Annotated in this window: 15 protein-coding genes; all 15 read right to left on the bottom strand. The window is 72.0% G+C overall.

Annotated elements, in window-relative coordinates; genetic code table 11:
* Window positions 1–250: 250 nt before the first annotated feature.
* Window positions 251–1,180: an NADase-type glycan-binding domain-containing protein gene (locus VET29_RS32450; RefSeq protein WP_324927830.1), complete on the bottom strand. Its 930-nt coding sequence runs from the start codon at window positions 1,178–1,180 to the stop codon at window positions 251–253.
* The gene (locus VET29_RS32455; RefSeq protein ID WP_324927831.1) at window positions 1,177–1,701 is read right to left on the bottom strand and encodes a phage tail protein; all 525 of its coding nucleotides are present in this window, start codon (window positions 1,699–1,701) and stop codon (window positions 1,177–1,179) included. Before VET29_RS32455 ends, VET29_RS32450 begins: the two co-directional genes overlap by 4 nt.
* Window positions 1,698–3,629 (bottom strand): putative baseplate assembly protein, encoded by a 1,932-nt coding sequence (locus VET29_RS32460; RefSeq protein ID WP_324927833.1) that lies wholly within the window; start codon window positions 3,627–3,629, stop codon window positions 1,698–1,700. Before VET29_RS32460 ends, VET29_RS32455 begins: the two co-directional genes overlap by 4 nt.
* Window positions 3,629–4,054, bottom strand: a complete 426-nt coding sequence (locus VET29_RS32465; RefSeq protein ID WP_324927835.1) for a GPW/gp25 family protein — start codon at window positions 4,052–4,054, stop codon at window positions 3,629–3,631. Before VET29_RS32465 ends, VET29_RS32460 begins: the two co-directional genes overlap by 1 nt.
* A complete protein-coding gene (locus VET29_RS32470) occupies window positions 4,051–4,362 on the bottom strand; it encodes a PAAR domain-containing protein (protein ID WP_324927837.1) in 312 nt (103 codons plus the stop codon). Before VET29_RS32470 ends, VET29_RS32465 begins: the two co-directional genes overlap by 4 nt.
* Window positions 4,363–4,409: 47 nt before the next feature.
* On the bottom strand, window positions 4,410–6,068 hold the full coding sequence (locus VET29_RS32475) for a VgrG-related protein (RefSeq protein ID WP_324927839.1): 1,659 nt from the start codon (window positions 6,066–6,068) through the stop codon (window positions 4,410–4,412).
* Window positions 6,065–6,769, bottom strand: coding sequence for a peptidase M23 (locus VET29_RS32480; protein WP_324927841.1), 705 nt, complete (start codon window positions 6,767–6,769; stop codon window positions 6,065–6,067). Before VET29_RS32480 ends, VET29_RS32475 begins: the two co-directional genes overlap by 4 nt.
* An 8-nt stretch (window positions 6,770–6,777) precedes the next feature.
* Window positions 6,778–7,203 carry a phage tail protein gene (locus VET29_RS32485; RefSeq protein WP_324927844.1) on the bottom strand — a complete coding sequence of 142 codons (426 nt, stop codon included), beginning with the start codon at window positions 7,201–7,203 and terminating at the stop codon, window positions 6,778–6,780.
* A gap of 18 nt (window positions 7,204–7,221) precedes the next feature.
* Complete coding sequence (locus VET29_RS32490) at window positions 7,222–7,413, bottom strand: hypothetical protein (RefSeq protein ID WP_324927846.1); 192 nt, start codon at window positions 7,411–7,413, stop codon at window positions 7,222–7,224.
* 2,260 nt (window positions 7,414–9,673) lie between these two features.
* Window positions 9,674–9,832: a DUF6760 family protein gene (locus VET29_RS32495; protein ID WP_324927848.1), complete on the bottom strand. Its 159-nt coding sequence runs from the start codon at window positions 9,830–9,832 to the stop codon at window positions 9,674–9,676.
* Entirely contained in the window at window positions 9,829–10,269 is a 441-nt protein-coding gene (locus tag VET29_RS32500) for a hypothetical protein (RefSeq protein ID WP_324927850.1), read from the bottom strand. Before VET29_RS32500 ends, VET29_RS32495 begins: the two co-directional genes overlap by 4 nt.
* On the bottom strand, window positions 10,266–10,706 hold the full coding sequence (locus VET29_RS32505; RefSeq protein ID WP_324927852.1) for a phage tail protein: 441 nt from the start codon (window positions 10,704–10,706) through the stop codon (window positions 10,266–10,268). Before VET29_RS32505 ends, VET29_RS32500 begins: the two co-directional genes overlap by 4 nt.
* A 14-nt stretch (window positions 10,707–10,720) precedes the next feature.
* Window positions 10,721–12,229 (bottom strand): phage tail sheath family protein, encoded by a 1,509-nt coding sequence (locus VET29_RS32510; protein ID WP_324927854.1) that lies wholly within the window; start codon window positions 12,227–12,229, stop codon window positions 10,721–10,723.
* 177 nt (window positions 12,230–12,406) lie between these two features.
* Window positions 12,407–14,395 (bottom strand): ATP-binding protein, encoded by a 1,989-nt coding sequence (locus VET29_RS32515; RefSeq protein WP_324927856.1) that lies wholly within the window; start codon window positions 14,393–14,395, stop codon window positions 12,407–12,409.
* The gene (locus VET29_RS32520) at window positions 14,392–15,066 is read right to left on the bottom strand and encodes a DUF4255 domain-containing protein (protein ID WP_324927858.1); all 675 of its coding nucleotides are present in this window, start codon (window positions 15,064–15,066) and stop codon (window positions 14,392–14,394) included. Before VET29_RS32520 ends, VET29_RS32515 begins: the two co-directional genes overlap by 4 nt.
* Window positions 15,067–15,073 lie beyond the last annotated feature (7 nt).

The raw sequence follows: 15,073 nt of genomic DNA on the forward strand, positions 1-15,073 counted from the left end.
GACTCCCGACGTGAGCCTGTCCACCGCCACCACGACCACGTCCGCGTGTGCGCGCTGGTCCGCCGCCAGGAGCGTGATCTCCGGCCGGTCGCCGAGAAAGACGCGCAGGCCCGCCATGCTGAGCTGGTCACCGGCCTGGACGACGACCCGAACTCGCTGTTCCATTGTCTCCCCAGAGTTCCTTCAGTTCTCGTCGTCGAGTCTGCTCCGGGGCTCTTCACGGATTCTTCAGCCGCGCTCCAGAACCCCATCACGAACGGCGGAAGAACTCGACCTCGCCGAGCGCGATGTGCTTGCCGGGCACCAGACCGGCCGCGTCCCTGACCACGAGCCGGATGCGGACGACGTCGCTGATGCCGGTGTCACTGCGTTGCGGACCGGGCTGGTCGGCCAGCGCGATCGGCACGGTCTCGGTCGCGCCGTCCGAGGACGTGACGATCATGTCCAGCTCGGTCGGCCTGGCCTCCGCGTCGAACGCCTCCTGCTCCGGCGCGGCGCCGCTGTTCACCACGACCGACAGCAGGCGGAACGGGCTCGCGAAGGTGAAGTCGATCGAGTCCCCGACCGCGGGCGCGCCCCAGTACCGGTTGGACAGTCCGTCGACGGCGTTGGCCGCCGGGTGATCGGGCACCGACGCGCTCGCCGTCGTGCTCGCCGGCCGCACGGCCACCGGGGTGGCCAGCTTGTCACGCACGTCCTCCCACAGCGCCCCGGCCTGCGGCCAGAACAACACGCCCGCGACGACGAGCACGACCGCGACCAGCAGCCACGCCAGGCGCCGCAACCAGCGGGACCGGTCACCACGCCACCGCCAGCGCCGCCTCTCCGCGGCGGTCCGCTCCTGGGCGTGGTGCTCCAACGGGGTGGCGCAACGGCGGCAGAACCGCCGTCCCGGCGGGTTGTGCGTACCGCACACCGGACAGGGCGGGCCGTCGACCGCGTCCGTGACGGCCGTGGACGGCAACGGGCGCCGGGCCTCCGGCCTGCCGGGCAGGACGGGCCCCAGCTTCGCCGGATCGGTCTCGACCGGTTCGGGTGGCGAGTCCGCCTCGACGCCCGGCAACACCGCCGCGGTCGGGCCGGAGTCCGTCTTCGCGCCCCAGCCGAGGTAGTTGCCGCAGTTGCCGCAGAACTCGTCCGTGTCGCCGACCTGCGCACCGCACTGCGGGCAGGTACTCATGGGTCCACCACCTCCACGACACAGGTCAGGTGCACCGGGCACACCGACGCCACCACGGCCTCGACCCGCCGCCGGTCGACCGGGCCGTACACCCGCACGACCGGGTTCCCGTCGCCGCGCGGCAGTTCCGTGTCCGGCGAGGAGGACCAGCGGACCTCCGGTCCGTCGACGACCTCGGCACGCACCCCGAGGGAGAGCGACAGCCGCTCGACGAGCCCGCCCGCCGTGCCCCGCCTGCGGTGCAGGGCGATGGCCCGCGCCACCACGGCCCGGCGCAACGGAAGCGGCCACGCCGGATCCAGCTCCGCGGCGACCCAGGACGACAGCCAGGAGAGGAAGTCCTCCGGCGCGAGCGCCGGGTCGAGGTACGCGGGCAGATTGTCCATTGTGGACAGCAAGGCCGACAGCACCGCGTCGAGCCCGGCGGTGAACCGCAGGGCGAAGTCGTCCTCCGCGTACATCGCGGGCAGCATCTCGCCGAGCGGGTGCCTGCTCGGCAGGTCGGGTAGCGCGGCCCTCATGACGTGCCGACCGAGACCTGGTGCTGGTGGGAGAACACCAGCGCGTTGGCCGCGACCTCGAGTCGTTCGATCGGCGCGCCACGCTCGCCGGTGAGCGGGTTGGCCGGGAACATCCTGACCTCGCTCACCAGCGTCACGTCCGGCACCCGTTGCAGCACCGAGAAGATCTCGCCGTACTGCACGGGCCTGCCGAACTCCCAGCCGGTGCCGTCCTGCCCACCCCGCAACGGGTTGAGGTACCGGTAGAGCGCGGCGAGCGCCTCCTCGCGCACCCGTGCGGCCGCGGTCTCCGGCGCGGTCACCCGTGCCACCACGGTGATTCCCTGGTAGCGCGGGGGTTCCACGACGAGCCGGGTGCCGATCAGGCGGCGCTCGTCGAGGTGGGCGGCCACCGCGGCGAGCACGTCGTTCGACGGCACCAGCTGCTCGAACCGCAACCGGTCGCCGTCGTCGGCGACCGCGTCCGGCACCACCAGTACCCGCGCGCCCTCACCCGTCGGCAGGCACCGCACGCGGGCCAGCGCCGGCACGGCCTGCCGCGCGATCAGCTCGTAGTCCGCCGCGGTCACCGCGCGTTCCTGCACCCGCAGCTGGTTCGGCACTCGCAGTTTCGCCTCGGCCACCGTCTCCGCGTCCACCCCGCCGGTCGCGGCCTCGCGGTTGCCGACCTCCGCCACGTACGGCACCGAGCTGCGCAGCACGGAGATCGCGCCACGCGCCACGTTCCCGGCGCGGCCACCGCCGGTGCGGTAGCGAGGCACCCGGATGGCCGCGCCCTTGGGCGGCACCGCCCCGTACCGCCGCAGCCCGCCGTCGGCCTCCCGCACGGCGGGCGGGAACCACAGTTCGCCCGTCGTCGCGTCGAGCACCACGTGCCGGTCGTCGGGCCGGGAGCCGCCGAAGTCGGGCACGACGGTCCAGTCCGCCCAACCGTCCTCCGTGGACACGCGGACGACGACCGGGTCGCCGTCGAGCAGCACCGGCGTGACCGGCAACGTGAACCGTTGGCCCGGCACGCCCTCGGACTCACCGGCGGGCACGTCGGTCTCGACGCGGGCGTGCTCGACGGTCATCGTGCCGCCGACGGTGAACACCTCGGCCTCCCGCACGGTCGGGGACTCGGAGTAGAACGGCTGCCCGGCCCGGGGTTCGACGACCCGGCACCGCAACCAGCCCGCGCGGTGCCCCGCGACGACGGACACGGCGTGCCTGGCGGGCACGTGCAGCACGACCTCGCCCGGCCGGTTGAGCCCGCCCGTGGTGTCCTCGTCGGTCTCGCAGGCGGCCCAGTCCTGGCCGTCCCAGGCCTCCCAGACAAGCGGCGGCTGCCGAGGGTCGACGCCGACGCCCTCGACCTGGCTGTCCAGCCGCACCACGACCGCACAGCGCGGTACGGCCGCCGGCAGGCCGAACAACGTCGCGTCCCCCGCCACCGGCGTGGCCTGGAAGCACCGCACGTCCTTGCCGTCGGCCAGGTCCCGGGTGCGGTCGGTGTGCTCGCCACTCGCGGTCCGGGTGACCAGCCATGCCAGGCTGGACGGCACGATCGGCAGCACGTCGGTGGTGGCGAACACGGCGGGCAGCGCGGTGTCGGTGGCGTCGGTCGCGACCTCGGTGCCCACCGGCAGCACGACGGTGTCCTGCTGTGGCGCGGAAAGCCAGAAGGTGACGTCGGTCCTGGCCGCCGTCGGCGGGAACAGCCGCACCCCGAGCAGGTCCAGGAACGCGAGATAGTTCTTCTCCGGTACCCGGTTGAGCCGGTAGACGAGCTGGTCGACCATGTGCGCGAACGTCTCGATGAGCGTCACGCCGGGGTCGGACACGTTGTGGTCCGTCCACTCAGGACAGCTCTGCTGGACGTACCGCTTGGCCTCGTCGACCAGCTGCTGGAAGCGCCGGTCGTCGAGGTTCGGCGCGGGCAGCACCATCAGCTCACTCCCGTTCCCTCGGCCGGCACGGGTTCTGCGGGGATGGTGTAGAAGGGGAACACGAGGTTGCGCCGGTCGTTGGTGGACCGGATCGTGTACCGCACGTCGATGTACACGCAGCCGGTGTCCACGGCGTCGAACGCGACGACCACGTCGGTGGTCTCGATGCGCGGTTCCCAGCGGTCCAGGGCGGCCCGGACCTCGCGGGCGATGTCACCCGCGGTGGCGTGGTCGGCGGAGGCGAAGACGAGCTCGTGGATGCCGCAGCCGAACTCCGGGCGCATCGGGCGTTCGCCGGGCGCTGTGCCCAGCACGAGCCGGATGGCCTCCTGGATCTCCTGCTCCCGGTCGACCATCCCGATGCCGCCGGTCGCCCCGACCCGCAGCGGGAAGGCCCAGCCGCGGCCGATGAAGTCGGCGCTCACAGCGGACCTCCGACGAGGACCGTGCGGGCGCCGAGCAGGATCTGCGCGCCGCAGGCGGTGCGGTCCCGGGAGGCCGCGACCGGCACACCGGCGATGGTGACCGTCCGCGGGCCGGTCGGCGGCAGGACGACGTTCGCCGGGCCCATCAACGTGTCCGGGTACTTGACGCACACGTGCACACTGCCGACGACGGCGGCGGGCGCGCCCTCGATCCACACGGTGGCCACCTCGGTCGACAGCGGCGCGGGCGGTGGTCCGAGAGCGCCGCCGTGGGAGGTCTTGTCACCCACTCTGGCAGCGGGAGGCATGTGCGTACTCCGTTCTCTGTCAGGTGATTCGCTGTCGGTCGAGTCGGTCAGTTGAGCCGGATCATCCGGCCCTTGACGCGCACCTCGCCGGTCTTCGCGTCGAGGGTGATGCCGGTGGAGTCGAGGGTGATCGAGCTGGTCACGCCGCGCCCGCCGAGGCCGAGGACGTTGAGCTGGAGGCTGCCCTTCTTCTCGTCGAGCAGCACCTCCAGCTTCTTGTCGCCACTCGCGAGCCGGACGCCCGACTGGGCGCCGTCGAGCAGTTCGAGCCGGTTTCCCTCGCGGGACACCAGAGACCGGCGGTTGACCGTGCCGCCCCGGCCGTCGACCAGCGCGGTCCGGTGGTCGGCCGGCTTGTCGACGCCGTTGTAGAGCTTGCCGAGGACGTAGGGCCGGTCGATGCTGCCCTGCTCGAACCCGACGAGCACCTCGTCGTTGACCTCCGGGCTGAACACGCCGCCGCCGCCGAGCTGCACCGTGCGGACCCAGTCGGTCACGTAGTCGTCGTCCAGCCACGGGAACTTCAGCCGCACGAAGCCACGCTGGCCGCCGACCTCCTTGATGTCCGTGACGATCCCGGTCGCGAGGCCGGGCATCCGGATCTCGCGGGACTGGGCGGTCAGGCCGGCGAACGAACGGTCGTAGGAGGCACTGACGACCACGGTGGTCCGGTAGCCCGCGTCCGGTTCGAGGACGTGCGTCACGGCGGTCGCGGTGTACTTGCCGGTGAACGCGGTGCCCGCGTTGGCCAGCGTGAGGGGCACCCCGGCCCGCAGCTTCGGATGCCCGTCGACGACCGCCTCCAGCTCGCCGGACCCGGCGCCGATCGACGCGGCGAGCGCGTCGGCCGCGGCGTTGGCCTCGGCCTGCGTGCCGTAGGGCGTGTCGACGACGAGGGTTCGTGTCCTGGTGGGGAACTTCCCGTCAGCCTTCAGTCCCGGTAGGACGGTGGTGCTCGCCGTGGTGTCGCGTCTCGCCACGACCTTCTGCTTGGCGTTGGCGTCCCAGCCGCGGACCTCGACACCGCCCGCCAGCTCCGCGCTGCTCAACGCGGCCCGCAACGCCATCATGTTGCGGCCGAACTCCAGCACGAACGGGCTGGTGGAGTCGGTGGGCGGCGGCGCGCTCGCGGCGGGTCTGAGCTTGGTGAAGTCGAGCCTGCCCTGGTCGTCGACGGTCACGACGGCGCCGTGTTCCCTGGCGAGGAACTGAAGGAACTCCCAGTCGGAGACGCCGGCCTGGCTCAGCTGCTGGTAGGTGATGCTGGCCGTCTCGACCTTGCCGACGGTCAGCCCGGCGTTCTTGGCGACCTCACGCACGATCGCGTTCGCCGTCATCTTGCGGAAGGCCTTGACGCGCCGGCCGCGGTGGAGCCGGTGCGCCTTGCTCATGGCGCGGATGACCGTGTACGCGCCGGTGCCGTCGACGTCCATCTCCAGCGCGGTGACCTCGCCGCGGAAGAGCGTCTCCTCGACGGTGGTCCGCGCCGCCACGACGGCCACCTCGAGCGTGCCGCCGATGGTGACCCCGGTCCTGGCCAGCAGCTCGTGCGTGTTGTCGTCGTAGGTCAGGGTCGCGGTGTCCGGCAGCCCGACGTTCTCGTCGATGACGCAGCTGCGCAGGTGCTCACGCCACGGCGCGCTCCCGAGCGCGCCCGCCTTGACGACGGCACTGGCGGCGAACGAACGTCCCACGGCGGCGGTCATCCGGCCACCTCCCGTTCCGCGGGCACCAGCAGGTCGGTGCCGGGCACGAGCACCATCGGGTCGTCGATGTCGTTGGCCTCGGCGATGACCCGCCAGGCCGTCGCGTCGCCGTACTCGTGGAAGGCGAGCTGGGGCAGGCTGTCCCCGGCGACGACCCGGTGGGTGCGGCGTGCCTCCCGCGCGCCGGAGGTCGGGTTCTGGCCGGGCAGGCCGACACTGGCCTCCTCGATGGACAACGCGCAGGTCGCCCGCAGTGGTTTGCCGTCGACGTCGAACAGCGAGTAGTCGACCGACAGGCTGGACAGCACCCCGTCGAACGAGACCGACTTCGCCTTCCCCCACTCGAACCGGACCCAGGGGCTAGCGGGCATCTTCCTCGCGATGCTCTTCTTGGTGGGTACGCAGGCGGTCAGCAGCTCCTCGACCCGCTTCTCCACCTTGTTCTCGTGATCGTCGGTGTCGTCGAGAAAGACGTTGACGGACAGGGTTCGCGGGCCACTGCCGACGAACTCGGGCAACGCCGCCTCCTCCGCCATACGCGCGGGCTTGCGTCGCCACTCGGTGCTCTTGCTGAGGGAGAGCGTGCTGGGGTTGAACTGGAACTTGACGGTCTCCAGCTTGCCGCCCGGCTTCGAGCCGACCGTGGCGGGCGGCTCCATGATGACCAGCCGCGCCTTGACCAGGCTGGGTCGCAACAACACATGTCCTCCTAGGACGCCTGTATGCCTTCGTGCGAGAACTCGAGCGTCTCGACGGCGACCTGCGACTGACTGGGGTCGAACGAGGGGCCCTGCCAGCGCACCGGCAGGATCCCGAGCACCTGCCAGGCCACGATCGGCGTCAGATCCGGTGCCAGCGCGACGATCTCGCCGTCCTCGCGGTCGGCCTCCTCGATCACGTCGTTGAACCAGGTGAGCACCTTGCCGGAGTCACTGGTGACCGGCCGGGTCATCGTGATGTTCGACCAGCTGATCCGCGAGGGCAGCTGCCAGACGAACCCGTTGTTGCCGCCCTCGCTGTACTGTTCGACCTCCATCTGCGCACCGAGTCCCTCGCAGGTGTGGAACGTCCCGAAGTCGTCTCCCGCGATCGTCAGCCGGAAGAAGACGCTGCTGGCGAAGATTGCGTCTGTCATGGTTTCTTTCCTTCTCGGTCAGCGCCGCCGGTCGTGCAGCCGGCCGGCACGCTCGCGGCCGTGCCGCAGCTCCGCTCGCAACAACCGCCCGACGGGCTCGAGCAGCCGCCGGGCGAGATCGTCGAGATCCGGCGCGGGATGGTCGGGTCGCGGAGTGTCCGCGGTGGCGGGTGCCTGCCATCGAACGGCGTCCTCCCGGCGCCGCTGCACCGCGACCGGTGCCTTCCGCGCTGGTTGTGGCTCGAGCGGTGGTGGTGTTGCGTCGGGGCTGGGTTGGTTGGGCTGTTTTCGCGCACTTTCTCGGCGCGGCGCGACTACCGGCATCGCGCTGCGCTGAACCGGCGCATTGGCTGTGTTGGCTGCACTGGCTGGGCCTGGGTTGCCGCCCGGTGCGCGGGCGGGATGGCTTGGCGTGCCGGTAGTCGGTGAACGACCGCCGGGAGCCGTGCCAGCCAGGGTCTGCAACGGGCGGCCGCCGATCAACTTCGCCACGTCGACCGAAGTGGAACGGACGGTCGGCGCGAGCCGGACGGGCGCCGCGGTGCCGGCGAGGAGCTGGACGTTCGTGGTGGGTCGGGCCGGGGGTCGGCTGGTCTCGACGGGGTCGGCCGGGGGCTGGAGGTTCGTGGTGGGTTCGGCTGAGAGCCGGATGGTCGTGGCGGGGCCTGCGGGCGGTGGAGCAGGCCGAGCGGCGGAGGTGGCGCCGCCCGCCGACGGTGTGGTCCCGCCGACGGACGGTGGTGCGGAGCGGGGGGCCGTGGCCGGTATGGCGGACGCACGTTGAACGGGCGTGTCGGAACCGACGGCCGCCGCGGTTGCCGGCAGGGAGGCGACGGGTGCGCCCAGCCGGCGCGGAACCTCCGCTTTCCGTTGGACGGTCGGGGTGGGAGCCGCTGTCGGGGGCACCTGCGAGATCGACTGTCCCACGCGCGTTGTTCGCGGCCTGTTCCCTTGCCAGGGTGGTGTGGCCGCTGGTGCTGGCGGGCGGTCTGGCGCGACGGCTCGTTGGACGGCGGGTTCGACCACCGGGCCGGTGGATGACTGGCCTGCCGGACCGGCGCCGGAGACAGCCATCGGCTCCGACCCGGTTGCTGGGCGGCGCACCGGCTGGGAACCGCCGACCGCCGGCCTGGCTGACGGGAGTGGCGTGTGGCCCAGCTGCCCCGCTGTGTGGGCCGCGGCGTCGGTTCGACCGGTGTGGTTGGTTGGCGTGCTGAGGAGGGGACTCGCCACGCCACCCCCGGTGCTCGACGCACTGCGTCTCTGGACCGTGGCACTGCCCGCAGCACCGCCCGCACCAGCACCGCCACCCGCACCAGCACCGCCACCGGCATCGGTACCGCCCCGGGCACCCCGGCTGCCGCCACCATCGGTGGCAGCACTGCTACCGCCGCCCCGGCCCTCGCCGCCGCTCCCGCGGTTGTCGCTACCCCGGCTACCTCCGACACTGCCACCGGTACCTCGGCTGCGACCATCGGCATTGCCGCCGCTCCCGCGGCTCCGGCTACCGCCAGCATCGGCACCGCCGCTGCCCGCGCTGCCTCTGCCTCTCGCCCAGACGAGTCCGGCTCCGCCGCGGGCGGCGGCCCTTCCTCCGTCCGCACCGCGGTCGGCTCCGGCGCCGTTGTTTCCGCGTGTCCCGCCAACTCTGGACACGCTGCCTCCGGCAGCGCCCGGGGCGCCAACGCCTCGGGTACCGCCGTCGGCACCGCCTCGCGAACGGCCACCGGTTCGCCCACCGCCACCACCTCGCCCACCGCCACTGCCCACGCCACTGCCCACGTCGTTGCCCACGTCGCTTCCCGCGTCGCCTCCGCCACCAGCGGCGGTGCCGCCACCGCCCTTCGCCCAGACGAGGCCGTCCCCGCTGCCTCCGCTTCGGGCTCCGACGGCACGGACACCGGCGTTGCCAGCGTCGCCTCCGACGCCCGACTTCCCTCCGGCGGCCCCTCGGCCGCCTCCGGCGCCGCCCATGCGTGCCCCGCCTCCGCTCGGACCACCGGCCTCCGCACGACCACCACGGGCACCGCTGGCGCCAGCACCCCGGTGACCCACACTGCGCTGGACACCCAGAACTCCTCGATCACCCGCAACCTCCCGGACGCCACCGTCCTCGACCGTGGAGGGGTCGACCGAGCGCAACACGGGCAACGGCGTGGCACCCGCGACCGGCGCCGCGACCTCACGGGCCACCCCATGAATCACACCCGCCGGCGCGCTGGGACTGACCAGATGGCCCAGCTCGCCACCAAGCCGTGGGTCCTGCCAGGACGTCAGACTCGCCCGGAACCGCAGGCCGTCGGACACCGGAACGGTGCGCTGGATGATCGAGGGCACGACGGAGGGCACGGCCCGCCAGCCGCCGTCCCAGGGCGGAACACCGGACGAAACACCAGACGAGACACCGGGCCCAACACCACGCCGAGCACCGGACGGTGCGGGTGGACGGCGTCGCCGGAAGAACACGTTGTCACCTCCCTTCGTTCGCCTGGGTGTTGATGCGTGCGATTTCGCGGACCCACTGCGTGCGCTCGTAGTGGGGCAGGTCGAGAATCTCCTGGCGTGGCCAGTGGAAGTGGTAGGCCACGTACGCGACCTCGGTCAGCAGCCGGTCGGGCGCGTACGTCACGATTCCCCCAGGCGGCCACCCGCGAGGTCGACCTCGAACGCGCTACCGCAGGACGGGCAGGACACGCCGGCGCGGGTGTGTCCCTCGCTGTTGATGCGTCGGTAGAAGTCCTGCAGGAAGGCGACGTCGGTGGCGTACATCTGTTCCACCACACCGACATGTACCTCACCGACGGTGCCGAGCGAGGTGATCACCTGGGACAGCAGCACAACGCTGAGATAGCCAGGGTTCTCCTTGACACGCATGTCGATCTGGGGCCGGAGCTCGTCTCTGGCGGTGGCCAGGCGCATGCGGCCGTGCCGGTGCACCACGCCGTCGGCGTCCACGTAGCCGCGCGGCAGCTCGAAGTCGAACTCCGTGGCCGGGGCGGTGCCCGCGGCCACCGGTGTCTCGACGAGCTCGTCGAGGGAGTCCAGTGCGATCGTCCGTCGCCTCATTCGACCTTGATCTCCTCGAACGTCAGGGTCACCTTCTCGGTGGCGGCGCTGGACTCGCCCGCCTTGAGGGACGGGCCCTCCCACTTGCTGGCCCACGCGTTCGTCAGCTGCATGCGCCGCACCGAGTTGCCCTCGGTGTCCTTGACCTCGATGGTGATGTTCTGCCGCGCGGTGTTGACCGCCCCGTTCTCCAGGGTTTCCTTGAGCCACTTGGTGAACTCGGAGCTCTTGTCGAGCCCTCTGGTGAGCGTGACCTCGCCGCCCTTCTGCGCGCCGGGCTGCTTGCGGATGAGCGGCCTGCCCGTCGACGTCACCTGGTAGACCTCGACGACGTCCTCCTCGACGGTCAGCCCGCTGACCTCCTGGAGTGACTCGACCATGTACCCCCCGAGCTGGACGCCGAAGATATGTGTGGCGAGAGCGTCGCCTTCTGCCATGTCCTAACCCCTTCTCACTCGCTGACGAGGCTGGTGCTGTCCGAGAACTGCGCCAGCCGGAACACCACGAACTCCGCCGGCTTCACCGGTGCGACACCGATCTCGCACACGACCTGCCCGAGATCCCTCGACTCGGCGGGGTTGTTGTCCTCGTCGCACTTGACGTAGAACGCCTCCGTCGCGGTGCGGCCGAACAACGCGCCCTGGCGCCACTGCTCGGTGAGGAACGCGGCGATGTTGCGCCGGATGCTCGACCACAGCCGGTCGTCGTTCGGCTCGAAGACGACCCACTGGGTGCCGAGCAGGATGGACTCCTCGAGGAAGTTGAACAACCGCCGCACGTTCAGGTAACGCCAGGCCGCGTCGGAGGACAGGGTGCGCGCACCCCAGACCCGGATGCCGCGCCCGGGGAACGCGCGGACGCAGTTGACGCCGATGGGGTTCAACAGGTCCTGTTCGGACTTGCTCAGCGAGTAGTCGAGGTCGACCGCGCCGCGGAGCACCTCGTTGGCAGGCGCCTTGTGCACACCGCGCTCGACGTCGTTGCGTGCCCACACTCCCGCGACGTGGCCGGACGGCGGCACGGCGACGGTCCGCCCCGCCAGTGGGTCGAACACCTTGAGCCACGGGTAGTACAGCGCGGCGTACCGCGAGTCGTAGCCCGCCTCGTCCATGCGCCAGGTGCGCACTCGCTGCGCGGACAGCCCGGGTGGCGTGTCGAGCACCGCCACGCGGTCGCCCATCTGCTCGCAGTGCGCGATCACCGCCAGCTGCACCGTCTTGACGCCCTCGAAGTCGATCATCTCGCGCTGGTAGGCGCTCATGAGGTCCGGCACCGCGACCATGGTGATCTCGTCGATGCTTTCCAGGCCACCGAACCCGGTCCGCGCCTCGGGGTCGCCGAGGTACTCCTGCGCGTCCACCTTGGCCGGGCTGGTCGTCGGCGCGGGGAGCGTCACGGCCTGCTTGTCCGGCTTGGCGAGCGCGCCGCTGCCCTGCTCGGCGACGCTGATCAGCTTCGACTGGGCGGAAACCTGCGTGACGACGAAGTTCCGGACGTTCTTGCGCGTGGACACGTCGAAGGTCTCGGCGACCCGGTCGCCCTGGCGGACCACCAGACGGAACCGGTCGTCGGGCGGGTTCTCACCGTCGACGTCGGTCACCTCCACGCTGACGTCCGACCCGCTGCCGGGCAGCGCGGCGACCCGCAATCCGCCCAACCGCACCGGTTCCCCGGCCGCCGGCGCCGAGTTCGCGGCCGCGCCGCCGATCCGCACGACGTACGCCGCGCCGCCGCCGTTGGCGAAGTAGCCGTACACGGCGTGCGGCAGGTAGGCGTCCTCGACGAAGCCGCCGAAGTGCTGCACGTACTGGTTCCAGTTGGCCACCAGGGTCGGCTGGTGAAAGGGGCCCTGATCGGCGAAGCCGACGAAGGCGGCCACCGCGGTGCCGACCCCCTCGATCGGTCGCGCCCCGGACTGGACCTCCTCCACGTACACACCTGGGGAGAGGTACTGCGGCATACTCGCTCCTTCGAATTCTCGCTCTGGCAACAAAAGCTTCGTGCCTCCGGCGCCGGGTCGGCAGGTCCGCCGGCCCTCCGTCCGGGGCAGACCCGTGCCTGAAAGGGCATCCGCCACGGGCAAGCGAAACGCCCCGGTGCGGGGGACACCGGGGCGTGGCTCGCGGACGCGACCTGGCTACCCGCCCGCCTGGGACAGCCATGATCCGAACTCGTTCTCCAGCACCAACCTGCCGAGCTTGCGGTACTCCTGGCGCACCGACGTGACGACGTCCGCCATCGACACCGCGCGGCCGGCCGCGGCGGCCAGGTAGGCGGCGGTCACGGCGCAGGCGCGAATCGAGCCGCCCGCCAGCTCGAAACGGTTCGCACAGAACGTCAGGTCGAGGTCGTCGCCGCGGGGGAGGGCGGTGCCGAGGCAGCGTTCCCACAGCGCCAGGCGTTGCGCCGCGTCCGGCATGGGGAACTCCGCGATCACGTCGATCCGCCGCGTGAACGCCTCGTCCACGTTGGCCCGCAGGTTGGTGGTCAGCACGGCGATGCCGTCGAAGGACTCGATGCGCTGCAACAGGTACGCGGACTCGACGTTGGCGTACCGGTCGCGGGCGTCCTTGACCTCCGAGCGTTTGCCGAACACGGCGTCGGCCTCGTCGAACAGCAGTACGCCGTGCACACCGGCCGCCTCGGTGAAGATCCGCTCCAGGTTCTTCTCCGTCTCGCCGATGTACTTGTCGACCACCGTGGACAGATCCACCACGTAGAGCTCCATGCCCAGCTCGGCGGCGATCACCTCGGCGGACATCGTCTTGCCCGTCCCGGACTCGCCCGCGAACAACGCCACGACACCGTGTCCGCGACCGCCGCCCGGACGCATGCGCCACTCGCCGAGCACCCGGTCGCGGTGCGTGGCGCGCCGGGCCAGCTCGGCGAGCTGCCGACGGGTGTGGTCCGGCAGCACCAGGTCGGCCCACCCGACCGCCGGGGTGATCCGCCGCGCCAGCCGTTCCAGCCCGGCGCCGCTCTGTGCCCGCACCCCGGCCCGCAGGTGCCCCAGGGAAACCGGTTGCTGTTCCAGCAGGGCGAGCCGCGACGCGACGGCGACCGCACGATCGACCTCGGCCACCCCGAGGCGAAAGCCGGCCAATCCGGCGACGAGGCCGGGAGCCGGTGCCCGGCCGGTCGCCTCGGTCAGGGCGTGCACCCACCGAGCCGACCGGCTGGTGGCGTCCAGTGGCGGCAAGGGAACCGACACCGCGTCGGTCCACCGCGGATCCCAGTGCCCTCGGCCGTGGACGATCAGGGGGACGTCGTGGCTCGCCAGCCGGCGCACCAGGTCGACCCGGTCCGGCAGGACGGGCCCGAACACGATGCCCGCCCCGCGTAGCCGCGCCTCCAGCACGAGTGCCCGCGCGTTCTCGGCGGCTGCCTTGACCACGAGCGCGTCGTGCCCCGCGGCGGCCATTGCGGCCACAGCGGTCCGCTCGGCATCGCCGTCGAGGTCCCGCAGGTACATCGGTCCGACACCGGCCCGCAGTGCCGCCCCGATACGACGCGGCAGGCCTTCGGCGATGGCGCCGGCGGGCGGTTCGACCCGGGCGACCTCGGCCACCGCCGGTTCGAGGGTGTCGTCACCGAGCAGGTGCGCGAGCACCCGGTCGGGCACCTGGAGCACCCGGGACAGCGCGGGCAGCTGGGGCTCGTTGATCGCGAGCAGCCCGCCGGACACCAGGGGGGCGGCGGGCGCGAACCGGAACCGGGCCGCGCCTGCCGCGGGCAGCCCGCACAGCTCCAGCGCGAGACCGGCGGTCGCGCGCCGGCGGGTGACGTCGTCGTTCAGGTAGCCGTACAGCCGCTCGAAGCGCGGGTCGACGTCCGGCGCCATGGCGATGAGCAGGAACTCCACGTCCACCGGTGCCAGGCCGAACCGGTGGGCGAGCCGCGCCAGCCGGGACCCCGGCGCGAGGTCCGGCAACGCGACGGCGAACCGCTCGCGGTCCTCGGACAGCAGCCGGGTCACCGCGTCCGGGCTGAGGTACAGCCCGCGAAACGGGTCGTCGGGCGCCGGGTCGGTGGCCAGGCGACCCGCGATCGCCTGCCGCACGCGGTGTTCCACCCCGGCGAGCCGGTCCCAGAGATCCGCGAGGTCCGCCTCCGCGACCGCCGTCATCGGATCGGTTCGTGACGGCGACGGCGACCGGGCCGGGGCCGGGACACCGCGAACCCGTCGCCCTCCGCGGTCGTCGGGCCGTCGTACCGGAGGCGGTGCGTCTGGTCGGCCGCCGAGCGCAGCACCAGCCCCTCGGTCACCGGTGGTCCGGCCGGCGTCCAGTCGCCCGCCAGCGGGGAGATCACCTTCAGGTTGATGGCCGGCTTCAGCTCGCCGCCCAGCGCGGACCAGACGTCGGACGCCGCGCCGCCTTCCGTCACCGGGCCCGCCGCGCGCAGTCCGACCGCCAGGCCCAGCTCGGCCAGTGAGCCGGTCAGCCACTCCGGTTCGAGGCGTTCACCGCCGACCAGGCAGCGCAGCGCCTGTGACAGCAGCCGGTGCTCGTCCTGTGCGCGGTTCGTCCACGCGGTGACCAGGTAGGACAGCTCGAACCAGCGCGCGACCGAGCGCCAGCCCCGCGACGTCCCGTCCTCGTCGTGGACCTCGACCTCACCGGACTTCCTGCGGGTCAGGTCCTCCCGGATGTCGTACAGGAAGACGTTGACCGTGGGTGCGTTGCGGCGCGCACGCCACTCCGTCGTCGGCGCCTCGAACACCAGCTCGCCCTGGTCACCGGGCACGTCACCGGCGGCGAGCATCCGGCGGATCGCCTCGTCCACCTCGTGGATCACAAGACAC

It is taken from the genome of Actinophytocola sp., from assembly GCF_035634895.1.
Classification (GTDB): domain Bacteria; phylum Actinomycetota; class Actinomycetes; order Mycobacteriales; family Pseudonocardiaceae; genus Actinophytocola.